At 52.7% G+C, this 20,121-nt stretch carries 17 protein-coding genes and 2 pseudogenes; 18 read left to right on the top strand and 1 reads right to left on the bottom strand.

Going from position 1 to position 20,121, the window contains the following annotated elements; genetic code table 11:
* The first annotated feature begins 263 nt into the window (after positions 1 to 263).
* From C3432_RS22695 to sapF, 14 genes and pseudogenes are all read left to right on the top strand, one after another.
* Positions 264 to 530: a hypothetical protein gene (locus C3432_RS22695; protein WP_103779158.1), complete on the top strand. Its 267-nt coding sequence runs from the start codon at positions 264 to 266 to the stop codon at positions 528 to 530.
* Positions 520 to 639 (top strand): annotated as a pseudogene (locus C3432_RS28120) (hypothetical protein); the annotation flags it as partial. The gene C3432_RS22695 and the pseudogene C3432_RS28120, both read left to right, overlap by 11 nt.
* Positions 632 to 793 carry a YdaE family protein gene (locus C3432_RS27740; protein WP_181012968.1) on the top strand — a complete coding sequence of 54 codons (162 nt, stop codon included), beginning with the start codon at positions 632 to 634 and terminating at the stop codon, positions 791 to 793. The pseudogene C3432_RS28120 and the gene C3432_RS27740, both read left to right, overlap by 8 nt.
* Positions 794 to 934: 141 nt before the next feature.
* Entirely contained in the window at positions 935 to 3,832 is a 2,898-nt protein-coding gene (locus C3432_RS22690; protein WP_103779156.1) for a RecE family exodeoxyribonuclease, read from the top strand.
* A 14-nt stretch (positions 3,833 to 3,846) separates the two neighbouring features.
* On the top strand, positions 3,847 to 4,887 hold the full coding sequence (locus tag C3432_RS22685) for a RecT family recombinase (protein WP_103779154.1): 1,041 nt from the start codon (positions 3,847 to 3,849) through the stop codon (positions 4,885 to 4,887).
* Positions 4,888 to 4,921: 34 nt separating this feature from the next.
* Entirely contained in the window at positions 4,922 to 5,755 is an 834-nt protein-coding gene (locus tag C3432_RS22680) for a DNA adenine methylase (RefSeq protein ID WP_103779152.1), read from the top strand.
* Positions 5,752 to 5,991: a DUF4060 family protein gene (locus C3432_RS22675; RefSeq protein WP_103779150.1), complete on the top strand. Its 240-nt coding sequence runs from the start codon at positions 5,752 to 5,754 to the stop codon at positions 5,989 to 5,991. Before C3432_RS22680 ends, C3432_RS22675 begins: the two co-directional genes overlap by 4 nt.
* A 64-nt stretch (positions 5,992 to 6,055) precedes the next feature.
* Positions 6,056 to 6,271 carry an excisionase family protein gene (xisR, locus tag C3432_RS22670; RefSeq protein WP_103779148.1) on the top strand — a complete coding sequence of 72 codons (216 nt, stop codon included), beginning with the start codon at positions 6,056 to 6,058 and terminating at the stop codon, positions 6,269 to 6,271.
* Complete coding sequence (locus C3432_RS22665; protein ID WP_103779146.1) at positions 6,271 to 7,533, top strand: tyrosine-type recombinase/integrase; 1,263 nt, start codon at positions 6,271 to 6,273, stop codon at positions 7,531 to 7,533. The genes xisR and C3432_RS22665 overlap by 1 nt, the downstream gene beginning before the upstream one ends.
* Before the next feature lie 66 nt (positions 7,534 to 7,599).
* A complete protein-coding gene (sapA, locus tag C3432_RS22660; RefSeq protein ID WP_103779144.1) occupies positions 7,600 to 9,243 on the top strand; it encodes an ABC transporter substrate-binding protein SapA in 1,644 nt (547 codons plus the stop codon).
* Entirely contained in the window at positions 9,240 to 10,205 is a 966-nt protein-coding gene (gene sapB / locus C3432_RS22655; RefSeq protein WP_103779142.1) for a peptide ABC transporter permease SapB, read from the top strand. Before sapA ends, sapB begins: the two co-directional genes overlap by 4 nt.
* On the top strand, positions 10,192 to 11,082 hold the full coding sequence (gene sapC / locus C3432_RS22650; RefSeq protein ID WP_103779140.1) for a putrescine export ABC transporter permease SapC: 891 nt from the start codon (positions 10,192 to 10,194) through the stop codon (positions 11,080 to 11,082). The genes sapB and sapC overlap by 14 nt, the downstream gene beginning before the upstream one ends.
* Positions 11,082 to 12,074, top strand: coding sequence for a peptide ABC transporter ATP-binding protein SapD (gene sapD / locus C3432_RS22645; RefSeq protein WP_103779138.1), 993 nt, complete (start codon positions 11,082 to 11,084; stop codon positions 12,072 to 12,074). Before sapC ends, sapD begins: the two co-directional genes overlap by 1 nt.
* Before the next feature lies 1 nt (position 12,075).
* A complete protein-coding gene (gene sapF / locus C3432_RS22640) occupies positions 12,076 to 12,882 on the top strand; it encodes a peptide ABC transporter ATP-binding protein SapF (protein ID WP_103779136.1) in 807 nt (268 codons plus the stop codon).
* A 42-nt stretch (positions 12,883 to 12,924) separates the two neighbouring features.
* Here sapF and C3432_RS22635 read toward each other — a convergent pair whose 3' ends face one another.
* Positions 12,925 to 13,605 carry an EAL domain-containing protein gene (locus tag C3432_RS22635; protein ID WP_103779134.1) on the bottom strand — a complete coding sequence of 227 codons (681 nt, stop codon included), beginning with the start codon at positions 13,603 to 13,605 and terminating at the stop codon, positions 12,925 to 12,927.
* A gap of 380 nt (positions 13,606 to 13,985) precedes the next feature.
* On the opposite strand from C3432_RS22635, the gene fabI reads away from it, so the two are divergent.
* The 4 genes and pseudogenes from fabI to pdeR all read left to right on the top strand — a co-directional run.
* Entirely contained in the window at positions 13,986 to 14,774 is a 789-nt protein-coding gene (fabI, locus tag C3432_RS22630; RefSeq protein ID WP_103779132.1) for an enoyl-ACP reductase FabI, read from the top strand.
* A 351-nt stretch (positions 14,775 to 15,125) separates the two neighbouring features.
* On the top strand, positions 15,126 to 16,280 hold the full coding sequence (locus C3432_RS22625; protein WP_103779130.1) for a carboxymuconolactone decarboxylase family protein: 1,155 nt from the start codon (positions 15,126 to 15,128) through the stop codon (positions 16,278 to 16,280).
* 89 nt (positions 16,281 to 16,369) lie between these two features.
* Positions 16,370 to 18,304 carry an exoribonuclease II gene (locus tag C3432_RS22620; protein WP_103779128.1) on the top strand — a complete coding sequence of 645 codons (1,935 nt, stop codon included), beginning with the start codon at positions 16,370 to 16,372 and terminating at the stop codon, positions 18,302 to 18,304.
* 231 nt (positions 18,305 to 18,535) lie between these two features.
* Positions 18,536 to 20,121, top strand: a pseudogene (gene pdeR, locus C3432_RS22615) (cyclic di-GMP phosphodiesterase); the annotation flags it as partial.

Raw genomic sequence — 20,121 nt, 5'->3', positions numbered from 1 at the left:
AATAAATTATCAAAACGCACCACGAACCACTCAGGCAGGACGCCCACGAAGTAGCGGTCCTGCGCATACGAAGCCCGGAATGAGGTGGTGAGATTAACGCGCAGTAGGTTTGAAACGTTCCGCCAGCCTGGCGATAAGGGCAAACACAGAAGTGAGCTTCGCGGTGGTGAATTGCAGAGTTAAAACGCTCAACCGTGAAGATCAGCGCCGCGGCGCCACCAGCGAAGTTCACTGAGTTCCAGAAACAACGTATCGAGGGTGAGATGAAAGACCCACTGAGACTAGCCAAAAAATACGCAGGATTCGCAAGCATAGAAGCAGAGCTTTTATCTGGATTAGAAAATCTTGAGCTGGTTCGTTCAGCAGTAATGTCCGCTATTGAGAACATGAACTACCAAGACAAAGATACAGTTCTCGAAGCTCTATCTCTTGTTAAACGTTTCATGCATCAACAACGCGATATTTCACGTAGCGAGATTCAAAAAATACGCGGCGTTCTCTCTGGAGAACTGGAGTCATACGATGATTGATTTCGCACGCAAACCAGTCCGGCAGCAGGCCGTAATGCTGAATTGTATTGAGGTGTTTTTACGTAAGCTGTGCTACCTGCTGGCACAGAAGGGGGATCCGGATGCTTGAGAAGAAATGCGGTTACTGCAGCAAGCCGGTTAAACCGGAAGAAGTAATAAAAAGCACCCTTCTCTATCGCAATGGCTCACAGCTGGCGCGCAAAGAGAAAGAGTATTGTTCCGGGTGCTGCGCTTCTCACGACCAGATGGCCCACGAGTCATAACGTAAAAACCCGCGCAAGGCGGGCCTGTACGTCCGGTGCTTCCGACCAAAGTTACACCGGAATTTATACAAAACCAAAAACACACCCAATGGGCGCTATCAATGGTCCGGGGATTCTAACACCCAAAAATGAGGATCTCACATGGAATTCTTTAATGTGGTTAAAGCCACTCAGAAATCCGGAAAGCAAGATGCAGTGGTCTGGTTCACTGCAAAAACTGAGGCTCGCGCCAACCTGATGCTGGATGTTGCTCTGGAAGACGCTGGCATCGAAACGGGCCGTGGTAAGGACTACACCAAACCAATTCGCACTGATTTCCCGGTTGTTGACGGTCTGCCAAAAGAAGGTGAAGTTGATTTCACCTGGTGTGATCGTTACGAACTTGCCGAAGACCAGCGAACCTGGAACGTAAAATCAAAAGCGGACGATGCGGCGCAGGAAGAAAATAGCCAAGCTGATCACAATGTCGTTGATGGTCAAGTCGGTACTGAAGATCAATCTCAGCAGACAGAGCAACCGAACCTAATCGTCGTTGCCACCCTGCCATTCCGCCAGCGCGTACTGGCTCAGTTCATCGGTGATGGTGAATATCTCTATCACGTCGATGCCGGGCAGAAAAATGAGATTGTCCGCCTTGAGATGGACACCGATGACGCGTACGTCCAAAACCTGCTGCTGGCTGCTGAGAATGTGGAAGCATTCAAAAAAGCTGTTGATCTCGACATCCATAGAGTCGTGAAAGCCGTTAAGCAAGTATTCCCTGTCGACGGGAAAAAACCTGATCTGGCAACAGTTATCCAGTTCCTGACGGTGTGGTTCAAAACTGATTACATTGACCGCGGCATCCTGGCACGCGAATGGGCTGCAGGTAATCGCATCAGTAGCGTGCAGCGTACTGATTCCGGAACCAATGCCGATGGCGGTCACGTCACTGACCGTGGACCTGATGCACACCACACCCTTGACACTCTCGATTTAGAGATTGCCTGTGCCCTTCTGCCGATGGACTTCAACCACTTCGAGATCCCTGGCAGCATTCTTCGCCGCGCTAAAGAAATCGTGACCAAAAAAGAAGAACCATGGAAATCATGGAGCAGCATCCTGCGCAATCAACCTGGCGTTCTTGGCGTTAACCGCACGGCCATTTTTAACCTGGTACGTATCGCACCGGAAAATATTCATCTCACTCCTGTCGCTCATCTTGAATTTGTAAACCAGACCATGACTGCCGCGTTCAATGCTGCGGTTGAGTTATTGCCATTTCATGAAGCTGAACCCGCAACACAGGAAATTCCCCAACCTGAAAGTAAAGAGTCTCCGCGCAAATCCTTCTGCACTCACGAAGAGAACCTGCAACGCGTGCGTGAAGAAGGAGCACGCCGCCGCGCAGAGGAAGCGACAGCACAACCGCAGAAAGTCGAACAAGAACTGGTTAAAAATGTCGGCAACGGAATATTCGACGTTACGGCTTTGCTGCAGAACTCAGCAACTCATGGTACGAAAAAGGCTACGGAGACCACCAGCGATGTGCAGGTTCAAGAAACTGACGGTGATGAAAAACAGGCTGGTGATGAAGTGCAGTCAGGCGAAAGCAGTCTGGAAACTGGTGAAGAGTCACATACCGGCCAGCAAGCCGATGTAAACCAGAATACGGATTCTGTCGCCCAAAATAGCGATTCTGTAAACCAGACTGAACCAGTTTTGGCACAAACCGAGCCAGAAGCGCAATCTGACGAACCGGCTGTTGTGTACCCCGCTTACTTCGAGCCAGGTCGCTATGAAGGTCTGCCGAACGAGGTTTATCACGCAGCCAACGGTATCAGCTCAACCCAGGTGAAAGACGCACGTGTTTCGCTGATGTACTTCAATGCGCGCCACGTAGAGAAAACCATTATCAAAGAACGCTCTCCTGTTCTGGACATGGGTAACCTGGTGCATGCGCTGGCGTTGCAGCCCGAGCAGCTCGATGAAGAGTTCAGCGTTGAGCCCGTAATTCCGGAAGGCGCATTTACCACCACGGCAACGATCCGCGCGTTTATTGATGAGTACAACGCCAGCCTGCCAGCACAACTGAGCGCTGACAATATCAAAGCTTTGCTAGAGGAATACAACGCCACTCTGCCTGCACAGGTGCCGCTGGGTGGTTCAGCCGAGGAAACCGGCCAGAGCTATATGTCGCTGCCCGAAGAGTACCAGCGTATCGAAGCGGATCAGAAGCAGACCGCAGCGGCGATTAAAGCCTGCATCAAGGAATACAACGCCACTCTGCCTGCACAGATGAAAACCAGTGGTAGCCGTGATGCGTTACTCGAGCAGCTGGCAATCATCAATCCTGACCTGGTTGCACAGGAAGCGCAGAAGCCTCAACAGCTGAAAGTTTCCGGGACCAAATCAGATCTTATTCAGGCCGTGAAATCTGTTAATTCGGATGCCGTCTTCGCCGACGAACTGTTGGATGCGTGGCGCGAGAATCCGCAAGGGAAAGTGCTGGTCACCCGCCAGCAACTGAATACCGCGCTGGCCATTCAGAAAGCCCTGCTCCAGCACCCAACTGCCGGCATGTTGCTTCAGCACCCGAGCCGCGCTGTAGAAGTCAGCTACTTTGGCTTCGACGACGAAACCGGACTCGAAGTCCGTGTACGCCCGGATTTGGAAATCGACCTGGACGGGTTGCGCATCGGCGCCGACCTGAAAACCATCAGCATGTGGAACATTAAGCAGGAAGGCCTGCGCGGCAAACTGCACCGGGAAATCATCGACCGTGACTACCACCTGAGCGCGGCTATGTATTGCGAGACCGCAGCACTGGACCAGTTCTTCTGGATTTTCGTCAACAAAGACGAGAACTACCACTGGATTGCTATCATCGAGGCATCCGCCGAACTACTGGAACTGGGCATGCTCGAGTACCGCAAGGCGATGCGCGCTATCGCTACCGGCTTTGACACTGGCGAGTGGCCAGCGCCGATCACCACTGATTACACCGACGAACTGAACGACTTCGACCTGCGCCGTCTTGAAGCGTTGCGTCTGGCATAAGGGAGGATTTGACCATGCAAAATACCAACATCATCACGACCGAGCAGGCACCAAACACCATTTCCGCCAGCAACGCTGTATTCAACGTTCAGGCGCTCGGACAGCTCACCTCTTTCGCTGAATTGATGGCGCAATCTGCCGTCACCGTTCCCAAACACCTTGCGGGGAAACCCGCTGACTGTATGGCGATCGTCATGCAGGCCATGCAGTGGGGAATGAATCCATACGCGGTTGCCCAGAAAACACACCTGGTCAATGGCGTACTGGGTTACGAAGCGCAACTGGTTAACGCAGTGATTTCCAGCTCCAGCGCCATTATTGGCCGCTTCCATTACGAATACGGCGGTGACTGGGAGAAAATTGCTGGCAAAAAAGACGGCCGCGATGAATTAGGCCTGTTTATCCGGGTTGGCGCCGTACTGCGCGGAGAAGAAGAAATCACCTGGAGTGAACCAATCTACTTGGCAGATATCACCACACGTAACTCTCCATTGTGGAAAACAGCGCCAAAACAGCAGATCGCTTATCTGGCAGTGAAGTACTGGGCACGCCTGTACTGCCCAGAAGTCATCCTCGGCGTCTACAGTCCAGATGAAGTTGAGCCGCGCACTGAGAAAGAGATTAACCCGTCGCCGCAACGCGTTAGCCTGGCGGACATCTCAGGTGACACTGTCACAACCATGCAAAGCGCACAAGAGTCATCGGTAAATATCGACGCTCTTGCTGATGATTTCCGCGAGCGAATCGAGGCTGCGCAGGATGTTGATAGCGCCAAAGCGCTCCGCGCTGATATCGAAAGCGCGAAGGTTACGCTGGGTTCAGCCCTGTTCACTGAGCTGAAGAACAAAGCGGTGAAACGTTATTACTTGGTTGATTCACGCAACAAGGTTGAGGCCGCAATCAACTCCCTACCGTTTCCAGATGAGCCGGATGCAGCGGAACGATACGTCGAAGTCGAGCGAGTGCTGGCAGCAAATAAGCGTCACCTGGGCGACGAGCTGCACGAACAGTTCAGCATCACCCTGGCAGATATGAAACCGGAATACGTGGGCTAAGGGAGGCGGGAGGGGTCGCCCTCCCGGTTACGATATGTTAAGAGAAAAAACTGTTAAGCACCCTGCAATCCGTTATCACGGCGGTAAATTCCGCCTGGCATCATGGATTATTGAGCAGATGCCGGATCACGTTTGTTACGTTGAACCGTTCGGCGGCGCCGCTGGTGTGTTGCTCCAGAAACCGCGCAGCTATTCCGAGGTGTACAACGATCTCGATGGTGAAGTGGTGAATCTGTTCAAAGTGCTGCGTGATCCGGAAATGAACCAGCGGCTTCAAGACGCCTGCGTGCTTACACCGTATTCACGTGACGAATTCTGCACGGCGAGAGAGGTGACCTCCGACCCGGTTGAACGTGCTCGTCGGATGGTAGTTCGTGCCTGCATGGGTTTTGGTTCTGCTGCTGGCGTCGGCGGCCAGTCTGGTTTCCGTAGTGACAGTAAACGCAAATACGCAACGGCGGCGCACTTATGGGGCCGTTACCCCGAAAATTTGTCGGCAGTTTGCCAGCGCCTGCAGGGAGTTATCATCGAGAACAAAGACGCACTGGCGGTGATGCGTTCCCATGATGCTGAAACCACGCTGCACTACATCGACCCGCCGTATATGCCGGAAACCAGAGTTCAGGGCAACCGTTATTACAGCCACGAAATGACTGTTGAGGGGCATGAGCAATTGCTAGCTGTGGCCAGAACGATGACCGGAATGGTGATAATCAGTGGCTACGACACTGAGGTGTACAACGACATGCTGATCGGTTGGATGAAAACGGAAAAATCGTCACGTATTAGCGCCGGAAGAGGTACGAAAGTTCGCACTGAATGTATGTGGCTCAACCCAGCATCACAGCAAGCGGAGCGTGCAGCATGAAACTGATAAACCGCAGCACACGATCTCCTTTAGCGCGTCAGGCATGCGACATCGCGCTGGCCACTCATCACGAACGCTACGGCGACTACGGACGCAGCAAGATGAAGGAGACATACACGGTGAGAGTTGAAGGCGTGAAGGTCTGGGTTGAGGTAGTTAACCGTAAGGCCAGCTACGTAGCGACAGCTATGAACGGTGCCCGCAGGCTACGTCATCTTCCCGGGCAGGTTGCCTGATAACGAATTATCAACGTCATTACACCGGCACCTTTATACTTGTGCCGGTTACCTGAGGTGAAAGATGTCACAGGTAATATTTAACGAAGAATGGGTAGTTGAGGCCCGGCTCGCTGAAAGGACTGGGCTTACCGAAGGGCAAATCAAAAATTATCGCCTAAAGCTATGGGTTGAAGGTATCCACTTCAAACGCATAACCTCCGAAGGCGAAACAGATAAAGCAAAAGGCCTGCTCTGGTACAACTATCCAAAGATTAACCAGTTAGTGCAGGAGATTTGATGAACTACCCAACCGGCGTCGAATTACACAACGGGAAAATCAGGATCTCTTTTACTTATCGCGGCATTCGTTGCCGCGAAGTTTTACGGGGCTGGCAGGTAACGAGCGGTAATCTGAAAAAAGCTGGCAACCTCCGCGCTGTGATTATGAGCGAAATTCAGCTTGGAAAGTTTGACTATGCACAACGCTTCCCAGAGTCAAAAGCTATAAAAAAATTCTCATTAACACATAAGGTTAATACCTTCTCAGAGTTAAGCGCTGTCTTCTTATCAAGTAAAAAACTGGAAGTCAGCGCGGCTTCTTATGCTAACTACGTGTCTCACGTTGAAACCCTCAAGGACATCATCGGTAATCACACCCGATTAGCTGATATTCAACATACAGACGTACTTAAGTATAGAAAGGAACTCCTTACCGGGAATGTCATTAACAAGCATATCCCGTGCTTCAATAAGCATGGACGTACACCTTCAACAGTAAATAACATAATGAAAACATTCTGTGCGATCCTCAAGCTTGCACAGAGAGACCGGATCATTACGCATGCTCCACACGAAAACGTCAAAATGCTAACGGTTTCCAAAAAGGCACCGGACCCACTTCTGTTTCATGAATATCAGGCGCTAATCGCGGCCCTCCCCAGAGCAAAAAGACTCATATGGATTTTCGCAGTGTATACGGGATTGCGGCATGGTGAGATCTGCGCCTTGACCTGGGAAGATGTGAACCTGGAAAAAGGAGAGATATACATTTCCAGGAATATAACGAACAAAGGCTTGTTCGTTCCGCCGAAAACAGTTGCCGGCGAACGAACTATCACTTTGCTTGAGCCCGCACTGATAGCACTTAAGGAGCAGTGGCACCTTACTGGTAACAGCAAAAAAACAGAAATTACCTTTCATCACAGAGAGCATGGACGGACAGAACAACAGCATGTCCAGTTTGTATTCTATCCAGGGCATAAATCGAAAACGAAGAGCCCCTACTATGCGCGTTCAAGCATTGGCTCGAGCTGGAAGAGTGCATTAAAGCGTTCAGGTATAAGGAGACGACCGCCCTATCAGTCAAGGCATACCTATGCATGTTGGTTGCTATCTGCCGGAGCTAATCCTTCGTTTATAGCGAGTCAGATGGGCCATGAAAATGCTAAGATGGTTTATGAGGTATATTCAAAGTGGATTGCAGGTATGAACGTGGATCAGGTCGTGATGCTGAATGATCGACTGCAAACGTTACTGCCCCCAATATGCCCTCAGGCTTAAACGATGCTGGATAATGTCGTTTAAAATTAGTAGGATAACCACTTTATATATAATACCTTAAAAATTATGCGCCTGGTTTTATCGTCTCTGATCGTGATGGCTGGACTCCTGAGTGGTCAGGCTGCTGCTGCGCCTGAACTGTCTACGCGTGCGGATATTCGCGACAGTGGCTTTGTCTATTGCGTCAGCGGGCAGGTCAACACCTTTAACCCGCAAAAAGCGAGCAGCGGACTGATTGTCGACACCCTCGCCGCCCAGCTGTATGACCGTCTGTTGGATGTGGATCCTTATACCTACCGTCTGATGCCAGAGCTGGCCCAGAGCTGGGAGGTTATGGACAACGGTGCAACCTACCGCTTCCACCTGCGCCGGGATGTTCCTTTTCAGAAAACCGCCTGGTTTACGCCGACTCGCAAGCTGAACGCTGATGACGTGGTATTCACCTTTGAACGGATCTTTGATCGCAAGAACCCGTGGCACAGCGTCAATGGCAGCAATTTCCCCTACTTTGACAGCCTGCAATTTGCTGATAACGTGCAAAGCGTGCGCAAGCTGGACAATAACACCGTCGAGTTTCGCCTGATGCAGCCCGACGCCTCTTTCTTGTGGCACCTGGCGACGCACTATGCCTCAGTCATGTCGGCAGAATACGCCGCAAAGCTGGCAAAGGCAGGGAATCAGGAGCAGCTCGACAGACAACCGGTTGGTACGGGGCCTTTCCAGGTTTCGGAATATCGCGCCGGACAATATATCCGTCTGCAACGTCATGATGATTTCTGGCGCGGCAAGCCGCTGATGCCGCAGGTGGTGGTCGATCTCGGCTCCGGTGGCACTGGGCGATTATCTAAACTGCTTACCGGTGAGTGCGATGTGCTGGCCTGGCCCGCCGCCAGTCAGCTCACCATTCTGCGTGATGACCCACGTTTGCGCCTGACCTTACGTCCCGGGATGAATATTGCCTGGCTGGCATTCAATACGAACAAGCCGCCGCTGAATAATCCCGCGGTACGTCATGCCCTGGCGCTGTCGATCAATAACCAGCGTTTGATGCAGTCCATCTATTATGGCACGGCAGAAACCGCCGCCTCTATTTTGCCCCGTGCCTCGTGGGCCTACGATAGCGAAGCTAAAATTACAGAATACAACCCGGCTAAATCCCGCGAACAGCTTAAAGCCCTGGGGCTGGAAAACTTAACGCTGCAACTGTGGGTGCCGACCAGCTCACAGCCCTGGAACCCAAGCCCGCTTAAAACCGCTGAGCTTATCCAGGCAGATATGGCGCAAGTCGGCGTGAAGGTTGTGATTATTCCGGTAGAAGGCCGTTTTCAGGAGGCGCGACTGATGGATATGAACCATGACCTGACGTTATCCGGCTGGGCAACCGACAGTAACGACCCGGATAGCTTTTTCCGTCCGCTGCTAAGCTGCGCCGCTATTAACTCGCAAACGAACTTTGCCCACTGGTGCGATCCGGAGTTTGATAAGATCCTGCGTAAGGCACTCTCTTCCCAACAGCTTGCTGCGCGGATTGATGCCTATGATGAAGCTCAGAACATTCTGGCAAAAGAGTTGCCGATCCTGCCGCTGGCTTCTTCGTTACGGTTGCAGGCTTACCGGTATGACATTAAAGGGCTGGTGCTGAGCCCATTTGGCAACGCCTCTTTTGCCGGGGTGTCGCGAGAGAAAAGTGATGAGGTGAAAAAACCATGATTATCTTCACCTTGCGTCGAATTCTGTTACTTTTTGTGACGTTGTTTTTCCTGACCTTTATCGGCTTTAGTCTGAGCTACTTCACCCCACATGCCCCGCTACAGGGCGCATCGTTATGGAATGCCTGGGTTTTCTGGTTTAACGGCCTGATCCACTGGGATTTTGGCGTCTCCAGCATCAACGGCCAGCTTATTTCTGAGCAGCTTAAAGAGGTCTTCCCCGCGACCATGGAGCTGTGCATTCTCGCCTTTGGCTTTGCCCTGATGGTTGGGATCCCGGTGGGGATGCTCGCTGGCATAACCCGTAATAAATGGCAGGACCAGGTTATTAGCGCCCTCGCCCTGCTCGGTTTCTCTATTCCTGTTTTCTGGCTCGCCCTGCTGTTAACGCTGTTCTTCTCACTGACGCTCGGCTGGCTCCCTGTTTCTGGTCGTTTTGATCTGCTTTATGAGGTCAAACCGGTGACCGGATTCGCCATCGTTGACGCCTGGGTTTCTGACTCACCGTGGCGCGATGAGATGATAATCAGCGCCGTTCGCCATATGGTGCTACCGGTACTGACGCTGGCCGTTGCGCCTACCACCGAAGTCATTCGCCTGATGCGCATCAGCACCATTGAAGTCTTCGATCAAAACTACGTGAAAGCGGCCGCAACGCGTGGCCTGTCAAGACTCACGATCCTGCGTCGCCATGTGCTGCACAATGCGCTGCCGCCGGTGATCCCGCGCCTGGGTCTGCAATTTTCAACCATGCTGACCCTGGCGATGATCACCGAAATGGTCTTTAGCTGGCCGGGGCTGGGGCGCTGGCTGATTAATGCGATTCGTCAGCAGGATTATGCCGCGATCTCCGCCGGCGTGATGGTGGTTGGCTCACTGGTGATTAGCGTCAACGTGATTTCTGATATTTTGGGTGCTATGGCTAACCCTTTGAAACATAAGGAATGGTATGCCTTACGATAGCGTTTACAGCGAAAAGCGCCCACCCGGTACGTTGCGCACTGCCTGGCGTAAGTTTTATGGCGACGCCCCGGCGATGATCGGCCTGTACGGCTGCGCGGGGCTGGCCATACTGTGCATTTTTGGCGGCTGGTTCGCACCTTACGGTCTCGATCAGCAGTTCCTCGGCTATCAGCTTTTGCCGCCCTCCTGGTCGCGCTATGGCGAAGTCTCTTTCTTTCTCGGGACCGACGATCTGGGACGTGATGTTTTAAGCCGGTTACTCAGCGGCGCGGCACCCACCGTCGGCGGTGCCTTTGTGGTTACGGTCGCAGCAACGTTGTGTGGCCTGGGGCTTGGCGCGATCGCAGGCTCCACGCACGGTTTGCGCTCTGCGGTACTTAACCACATTCTGGACACCCTGCTCTCTATCCCTTCATTGCTGCTGGCGATTATTGTGGTTGCTTTTGCCGGACCGCACCTTAGCCACGCGATGTTTGCCGTCTGGCTGGCATTGTTGCCACGCATGGTGCGTTCAGTCTACAGCATGGTGCACGATGAGCTGGAAAAAGAGTATGTGATTGCCGCGCGCCTCGACGGTGCAAGCACGCTCAATATCCTCTGGTTCGCCGTTCTGCCTAACATTACCGCCAGTCTTATTACCGAAATCACCCGCGCGTTGTCGATGGCGATCCTCGATATCGCGGCCCTCGGCTTTCTCGATCTTGGCGCCCAGCTCCCCTCTCCGGAATGGGGAGCAATGCTAGGGGACGCGCTGGAGCTGATTTATGTCGCGCCCTGGACCGTCATGTTGCCCGGAGCGGCAATTATGATCAGCGTACTGTTGGTAAATCTGCTCGGTGACGGCGTACGCCGCGCCATTATCGCAGGGGTGGAATAATGGCATTACTGGATATCCGCAACCTGACCATCGAGTTCAAAACCGGTGAAGAGTGGGTAAAAGCCGTTGACCGCGTCAGTATGACCTTAAACGAAGGCGAAATTCGCGGGCTGGTTGGTGAATCGGGATCGGGTAAGAGTCTGATTGCCAAAGCCATCTGTGGCGTTGCCAAAGATAACTGGCGGGTCACCGCTGACCGTATGCGCTTCGACGACATCGATCTGCTACGCCTCTCGCCACGCGAACGTCGCAAACTGGTCGGTCACAATGTGTCGATGATTTTTCAGGAGCCGCAATCCTGTCTGGATCCTTCCGAACGTATTGGACGTCAGTTGATGCAAAACATCCCCGCCTGGACCTGGAAGGGACGCTGGTGGCAACGGATTGGCTGGCGCAAACGCCGCGCCATTGAACTGCTGCACCGTGTCGGGATTAAAGACCATAAAGACGCGATGCGCAGCTTCCCGTATGAGCTGACCGACGGCGAATGTCAGAAGGTGATGATTGCTATTGCTTTAGCCAATCAACCTCGCCTGCTGATTGCCGACGAACCGACAAACGCGATGGAACCCACCACGCAGGCACAGATTTTCCGTCTGCTGACGCGTCTGAATCAGAACAGCAACACCACTATTCTGTTGATCAGCCACGATCTGCAAATGCTCAGCCACTGGGCAGACAAAATTAATGTGCTCTATTGTGGGCAAACGGTTGAAACCGCGCTGAGCAATGAGCTGGTCACAATGCCACACCATCCCTACACTCAGGCGCTCATTCGCGCGATACCCGATTTTGGTAGCGCCATGCCGCACAAGAGCCGTTTGAATACTATGCCAGGGGCTATCCCATTGCTGGAACAATTACCGATAGGCTGTCGTCTGGGGCCACGCTGCCCTTACGCCCAGCGTCAATGTATCGAAACGCCGCGGCTGACCGGGGCGAAAAACCATCTTTACGCCTGTCATTTCCCGCTCAATATGGAGAGGGAATGACATGGTTGAGACGCTTCTTGAAGTTCGCAATCTGAGTAAAACGTTCCGTTACCGGACGGGCTGGTTTCGTCGTCAGACCGTTGAGGCGGTTAAGCCGCTGAGCTTCACCCTGCGCGAGCGTCAGACGCTGGCGATTATTGGCGAGAACGGTTCCGGGAAATCCACGCTGGCAAAAATGCTGGCGGGGATGATTGAACCCTCCACCGGTGAACTGTTAATTGATGACCATCCGCTGGAATATGGTGATTATTCATTTCGCAGCCAGCGCATTCGCATGATCTTCCAGGACCCGTCAACGTCGCTTAACCCGCGCCAGCGCATCTCGCAGATCCTTGATTTCCCGTTGCGCCTGAACACTGAACTTGAACCGGAGCAACGGCGCAAGCAAATCATTGAGACAATGCGCATGGTTGGACTGCTTCCCGATCACGTCAGCTACTATCCGCATATGCTGGCCCCAGGACAGAAGCAACGTCTCGGCCTGGCACGTGCGCTCATCCTGCGTCCGAAGGTGATCATCGCTGACGAAGCGTTAGCCTCACTGGATATGTCGATGCGTTCGCAGCTTATCAATCTGATGCTTGAGTTACAGGACAAACAGGGGATTTCGTATATTTACGTGACCCAGCATCTTGGGATGATGAAGCACATTAGCGATCAGGTATTGGTTATGCATCAGGGGGAAGTGGTTGAACGCGGGAGTACCGCCGATGTCCTTGCCTCACCGCTGCATGAACTTACCCGTCGATTAATTGCCGGCCACTTTGGCGAAGCGCTGACGGCCGATGCCTGGCGTAAAGATCGCTGATAGTCTCCTGACATGCCCTCAATTTTGGGGGCATCAGCCAGATCAATGGAACCGTTCAGGCTGGAGCAACCGTTCGACCTCCTGCAACGTCACAGAAGGAAAAAGCGCCCCCTGCATCCCCCATACGCCGGCGTTTTTCACCGTTTCGATATGTCGCGTTTGTTCTATCCCTTCGACGATAACGCGCCCGCAATATTGCCGGATATTTTTGACCAGTGGGGGAAACGTCGGCTTCTCCACCTGAGCGGTAAAAAAGGCCCGATCGATTTTGGCAACCTGAAAATAGCCGCTGAGCAGTAGCGAAACGTTGGCGTTACCAGAACCCAGATCGGCAAGCCACAGCGCGTTTGCCCCTCTGCTGAGTGTGTCGATCAGAGTACTATCATTATTAACCGGAAATGATTCAGAAAGCTCCAGCGCCACAAATGGCATGGCGCTGAGCAATGCCTTTATCTCATCTTCTTTGCAGGCCAACAGCGCCATATCAAAGTCGATATTCAACGAGCAAAACAGACTATGCTCCTCAAACCAGGTACGTTTTCTGTCGATAGCGTGTAACTGATCGAGCAGAAAACGTCTCTTCTGCTCGATATCCCACATCGCAATGATAAAGGCCGGATGCAAAACCCGGGAATTTTCCGAGTAAAACCGGGTAAAAATCTCCACACCCAGCAAGCTACCTGCGGTTTCCATCAGCGGTTCCGCGATGAAATGATAGTGCATTTGACCACTCCAATTGATCGTAACGCGCTGATAATGCACTTTTAATGATGATCAATCAATAAAAGTGATCAATAAATAAATATTGATCGATAAAAACAATATAAAATAACGTTATGAATTTTCTTGATTATTTTGTTTTCAGAATGTTCCAGTATTGATATATGAAAAAGCCCATAAAAATAAGGAAATTCCTAATATTCACGTCTTTCCCGTCCTCTCTGTCTGCAAGAGGCGGAGCTATTCGCAGGTGATATACTCAATGCCATACAGAAATATGCCGGTCTGAATGGAGCATTATTCCCGGCTAATTTTGATAATGGTGAGATATTGCTTTCAACTAAGTGATATTAAAAGAAAAAACGATCATAAGGACTTAAAATATGGGTTTTCTTTCCGGTAAGCGTATTCTGATAACGGGTTTGGCCAGTAAACTCTCTATTGCCTGGGGGATCGCACAGGCGATGCACCGCGAAGGGGCTGAACTGGCGTTTACTTACCAGAACGACAAACTAAAAGGCCGCGTAGAAGAATTCGCCAACCAGCTGGGCTCCGGTATCGTGCTGGAATGTGACGTGGCGGAAGATGCCAGTATTGACGCCATGTTCGCCGCGTTAGGCGAAACCTGGCCAACGTTCGATGGTTTCGTACACTCGATCGGTTTTGCTCCGGGCGATCAGCTTGATGGTGACTATGTGAATGCGGTCACTCGGGAAGGCTTTAAAATCGCGCACGATATTAGCTCTTACAGCTTTGTGGCGATGGCGAAGGCATGTCGTTCCATGTTGAATCCGGGATCTGCTCTGCTGACGCTCTCTTATCTGGGGGCTGAACGCGCCATCCCGAACTACAACGTGATGGGGCTGGCAAAGGCCTCTCTGGAAGCTAACGTGCGCTATATGGCGAACGCCATGGGTCCGGAAGGCGTCCGTGTTAATGCCATTTCTGCGGGCCCCATTCGCACCCTGGCCGCTTCCGGGATTAAAGATTTTCGTAAAATGCTGGCGCACTGTGAAGCGGTAACCCCAATTCGTCGTACTGTCACCATTGAAGATGTCGGAAATTCTGCCGCATTCCTTTGTTCCGATCTCTCAGCCGGTATCTCAGGCGAAGTGGTGCATGTTGATGGGGGTTTCAGCATCGCGGCAATGAACGAACTGGAACTTAAATAATCCCTGTGGGCGGCATGTCGTCGCCCACATTCTCCAGCCCCACCAGGCGTAACTGGCCCAGGCAGTTTGAACACGAGCAGCGCGGAGATACCGCAGCGTACACGTGGTACGTGAGGATGATTCGCAAGCGGCGTTCAAAACGCTGTCGGGGCACTGCCCGGGTTCAAAATGGCAAGTAAAATAGCCCTGATGGGCCACGCTCTTAGCCTTATATAGCGTTTCGCTATTTATTATCGCCCAACAGTCTTTTATCCCCCTTCCCCCATACGCCAGGATTATGCAGCGAAAACGATCCGGCGAATGTCGACTAATGACGTCTCCGGATCGCCACATTCAGACCGAGGAACGCCCATGGAACAACGCCGAATTGCAGGCAAAAGCCACTGGTACCATGAAACCCAGTCCAGCACCTGTCCGCAGAACGTTCTGCCGTTAGTGCCTGAAGCTGCCAATGTTGAGGACATTTTCCTGCTGGATCTGACCATTCCTGAGGATACGCTCATCCCTTTTCAGGGTTGGCTACAGCCTGCCCGTCAACTTGCGCAAACGCTGTTTCCTGCCGCTCCCACGCCGAACCGACTGCATACTTTTAGTGCATATGAACGACTAAGCACCGCGCTGACGGTTGCTCAGGTTTGCGGCGTACAGCGTCTGTGCAACCATTACGCCGCCCGGCTGGCCCCGCTTCCCGGGCCGGATTCATCCAGAGAGAGCAACCATCGACTGGCACAGATCACCCAATACGCTCGCCAGCTTGCCAGCTCACCCTCGGTTATTGATGCGCGAGCCCGACAGCACCTGAGCGATGTCGGGTTATCAACCTGGGACGTGGTGTTAATAAACCAGATTATCGGCTTTGTCGGTTTTCAGGCACGCGTGGTGGCGCTGTTTCAGGCATATCTGGGCTATCCCGTACGCGGGATCCCTGGGCTTGATATGCAGCAATATGCGGATGCTGCACTTTTTCAATCGCCACAGGCACTCTGGCACTGCGCGTATGAACCGGTGGAGATGCGTTATGCCAGCGCCGAACAGCTGGAATGCCTTGCCCGGTATCAGCCCCTGACTGGCTTACAATTATTGGCCCCGGCGCTGGCACATATCCCCACGCTGTTAGCGCTGCTGGGGACGCTGTCAGACCGTACCCGGCAAATGAACCAGGATGAGGAGGCATTGCATCTCACGACTCTTCTCACCTCCCGCATCAATGGCAGCGCCGCCTGCTTTAACGAACAGAGCCGTCATCTTTCCGGGCGCGATGTGCTCACTCTCTTTCGCCAGGGGGAGCGTGAAATTGAACGGTGGGAAGGACAACATCCGATTGAGCGTAACCTGACGCAGGCGATACAATTATTAACCAGAGCGCCCGATCGTTTTAGCGCCGCGCATTTCACCCCCTTGCTCGAACACGACGCATCAACCACCCGCGCGATCAACCTGCTGGTCTGGTGCGGATTGTGTGGATGGTTGAACCGTCTGAAAATCGCGTTGGGTGAGACACATTAACCGGTTCATTTGCATAAAGAGCGCTTGCCGCATCAGACAGATTCGCGTAAAACTGTCAGCCGCTCTTTTGGCCACGAAAATAGACGATTATGTTTCAGGACAACCCGCTGCTTGCGCAGCTTAAACAGCAACTGCATTCCCGGACGCCGAGAGCTGAAGGGGTAGTAAAAGCCACGGAAAAAGGCTTTGGCTTTCTGGAAGTCGACGCGCAAAAAAGTTATTTCATCCCGCCGCCGCAGATGAAAAAAGTGATGCATGGCGATCGCATTGTCGCCGTGATCCACACGGAAAAAGAACGTGAGTCCGCTGAGCCGGAAGAACTGGTTGAACCCTTCCTGACTCGCTTTGTCGGGAAGATTCAGGGCAAAAACGACCGTTTGTCAATCGTGCCGGACCATCCGCTGCTGAAAGATGCGATCCCCTGCCGCGCCGCGCGTGGCGTGGAACATGAATTCAAAGAAGGTGACTGGGCTGTGGCAGAAATGCGCCGCCACCCGCTGAAAGGCGATCGCACCTTCTACGCCGAATTAACCCAGTTTATTACCTTTGCTGACGATCATTTCGTTCCCTGGTGGGTGACGCTGGCACGCCATAATCTCGAAAAAGAGGCGCCAGACGGCGTGGCGACCGAAATGCGCGATGAAGGTCTGGTTCGTCAGGATCTGACCCCCCTGGATTTCGTGACCATTGACAGCGCCAGCACTGAAGATATGGACGATGCGTTATATGCTCAGGATTTGGGCGAGGGTAAATTGCAGCTGACCGTCGCAATTGCCGATCCCACCGCCTGGATCGCCGAAGGCAGCAAGCTGGATAACATCGCTAAAATTCGCGCTTTTACCAACTACCTGCCGGGCTTTAACATTCCAATGTTACCCCGTGAACTTTCTGACGATCTCTGCTCGCTGCGTGCCAACGTTGTGCGTCCGGTCGTTGCCTGCCGAATGACGATTGCCGCGGACGGCGCGATTGAAGATGACATCACCTTCTTTGCCGCAACCATCGAATCAAAAGCCAGGCTGGCTTACGACAACGTCTCTGACTGGCTGGAAAACAGCGGTAGCTGGCAGCCTGAAAACGACGCCATTGCCAACCAGATCCGTCTGCTGCAACGTCTCTGCGAGAAACGCGGTGAGTGGCGTCACAACCATGCGCTGGTGTTCAAAGATCGCCCGGATTATCGCTTTGTTCTTGGCGAGAAAGGTGAAGTCCTGGACATCGTGGCGGAGCCTCGTCGCATTGCCAACCGTATCGTGGAGGAATCCATGATAGCGGCCAACATCTGCGCCGCTCGCGTGCTGCGCGACAAACTGGGCTTTGGGATTTACAACGTCCATATGGGCTTTGACCCGGCCAACGCTGACGCACTGGCAGCGCTGCTGAAAACTCACGGTTTGCATGTCGATCCGCAAGAGGTTCTGACGCTGGAAGGCTTCTGCAAGCTGCGTCGTGAGCTGGATGCTCAACCTTCCGGTTTCCTTGACAGCCGCATTCGCCGCTTCCAGTCTTTCGCAGAAATCGGCACCGAACCCGGCCCACATTTCGGCCTGGGTCTGGAGGCATATGCCACCTGGACGTCACCTATCCGTAAGTATGGCGATATGATCAACCATCGCCTGCTGAAAGCCATCATTAAAGGTGAAACCGCCACCCGTCCGCAGGAAGAGACGACGGTGCAAATGGCAGAACGCCGCCGTCTGAACCGCATGGCCGAACGTGATGTTGGCGACTGGCTGTACGCCCGTTTCCTGAGTGACAAAGCGGGTACTGACACGCGCTATGCCGCAGAAATCATCGATATCAGCCGCGGCGGTATGCGTGTTCGTCTGGTTGATAATGGCGCAGTGGCTTTTATTCCTGCTCCGTTCCTGCACGCCGTCCGTGATGAGCTGGTATGTAGCCAGGAAACGGGCACCATACAGATTAAAGGCGAAACCGTTTATAAAGTGACAGACGTTATTGACGTGACAATCGCGGAAGTCCGTATGGAAACCCGCAGCATTATTGCGCGCCCCGTAGCGTAATCCTCTGACATACAGCGGCCTTTCCCTTCCGGGAGAGGCCGTGTTCCTCCTCCCCGCTTTGGCTATCCCTGCCTGAGATATTTTCTCTCAGAAACTGTGCATTTTTCCGAATCTGGATTAAAAATAAATATATAAACAAAACAATATGTTCAGCCATTATTAACCTTACTTAAATCATGGCTAACCTTTCTTTTGAGGGCGGTATGCACTTTAAACGGGATGGTGAGCATGATGAAAGACGTTCGGGAGCCTGGCACGTTGTATAGCTATATCGGGATGCACAGTCCCTGGTGGCGTTTATCGGAAGAGTGTAACGTCCTGCATCTGTCCCCGTCGGAACTTACCGAATCCGCACGGGCCATTGAACTCACCCCAGAACAAGCTGAACGTATCCGGGAAATGACCGTCATTACCTCCAGCGTAATGCTGACGTTGCCTGTTGATGGCCACGATTTGACAGTACATCTGGTCGGGCAAAAAATTAATAAACGTGAGTGGGCAGGCAATGCGTCGGCATGGCATGACACACCGGACGTCGCTCGTGATTTAGTTCAGGGACTCTCCTTTGCCGAACAGGTTGTCTCTGAGGCAAATTCCGCCCTTCTGATCCTCGACAACCGTGGCAATATCCAGCGCTTCAACCGAATGTGCGAAGACTATACAGGATTAAAAGAACGCGAGGTTATTGGACAAAGCGTTTTCAAACTGTTTATGAGCCCTCGGGAGGCTGCTGCTGCACGACGTAACATTAGCGGCTTCTTTCGCAATGGTAACGCCTACGAAGTCGAACGCTGGGTGAAAACCCGCAAAGGCCAGCGGCTGTTTTTGTTTCGCAATAAATTCGTTCACAGCGGTAGCGGTAAAAACGAAATTTTCCTGATTTGTTCCGGCATTGATATCACTGAGGAGCGGCGAGCGCAGGAACGCCTGCGCGTGCTTGCCAATACCGACACTATCACCGGGTTACCTAACCGTAACGCAATTCACGAATTGATTAACGAAGCCATTGAGCTGGCTGAGAATGACCAGGTGGGGATTGTTTATCTCGACCTGGATAATTTCAAAAAAGTAAACGACACATACGGACATATGTTCGGCGATCGGTTGTTGCAGGCCGTATCTCTGGCGATTCTGAGCTGCCTGGAAGAAGAGCAGCTACTGGCCCGACTCGGCGGCGATAAATTTATCGTCCTGGCAACACATACCTCGCAGAGTTCACTTGAGGCCGTTGCGTCGCGGATCCTTACCCGGCTCCGTCACTCATTTCGGATTGGCTTAACCGAAGTGCATACCGACTGCTCTGTCGGGATCGCCCTGGCCCCGGCCCATGGACATGACAGTGAAAGCCTTATTCGCAATGCCGACACCGCCATGTATACCGCCAAAGGAGCGGGAAGTGGTCAGTTCAGCGTTTTTTCTCCTGAAATGAACCTGCGGATCTTCGAATACCTGTGGCTGGATACCAACCTGCGCAGCGCGCTGGAGAACGACCATCTGCTGATTCACTATCAGCCTAAAGTCACCTGGCGTGGTGAAGTGCGCAGTGTGGAAGCGCTGGTTCGCTGGCAGTCGCCGGAACGTGGACTTATTCCGCCACTGGAGTTCATCTCGTATGCCGAAGAGTCAGGACTGATTGTGCCAGTAGGCCGCTAAGAGTCAGGACTGATTGTGCCAGTAGGCCGCTGGGTGATCTTTGAGGTGATACTGCAGGTCGCAAAATGGCGCGATAAAGTCATTAACCTGCGCGTCGCGGTCAACATTTCCGCACGTCAGCTGGCCGATCAGAACATCTTAACCGACTTAAAGCAGGTACTGCA

Origin of the sequence: Citrobacter amalonaticus (assembly GCF_002918555.1) — a bacterium.
Classification (GTDB): domain Bacteria; phylum Pseudomonadota; class Gammaproteobacteria; order Enterobacterales; family Enterobacteriaceae; genus Citrobacter_C; species Citrobacter_C amalonaticus_A.
The sequence above is the reverse complement of the archived record's forward strand: the minus strand, read 5'-3'. Positions and strand labels throughout refer to the sequence as shown.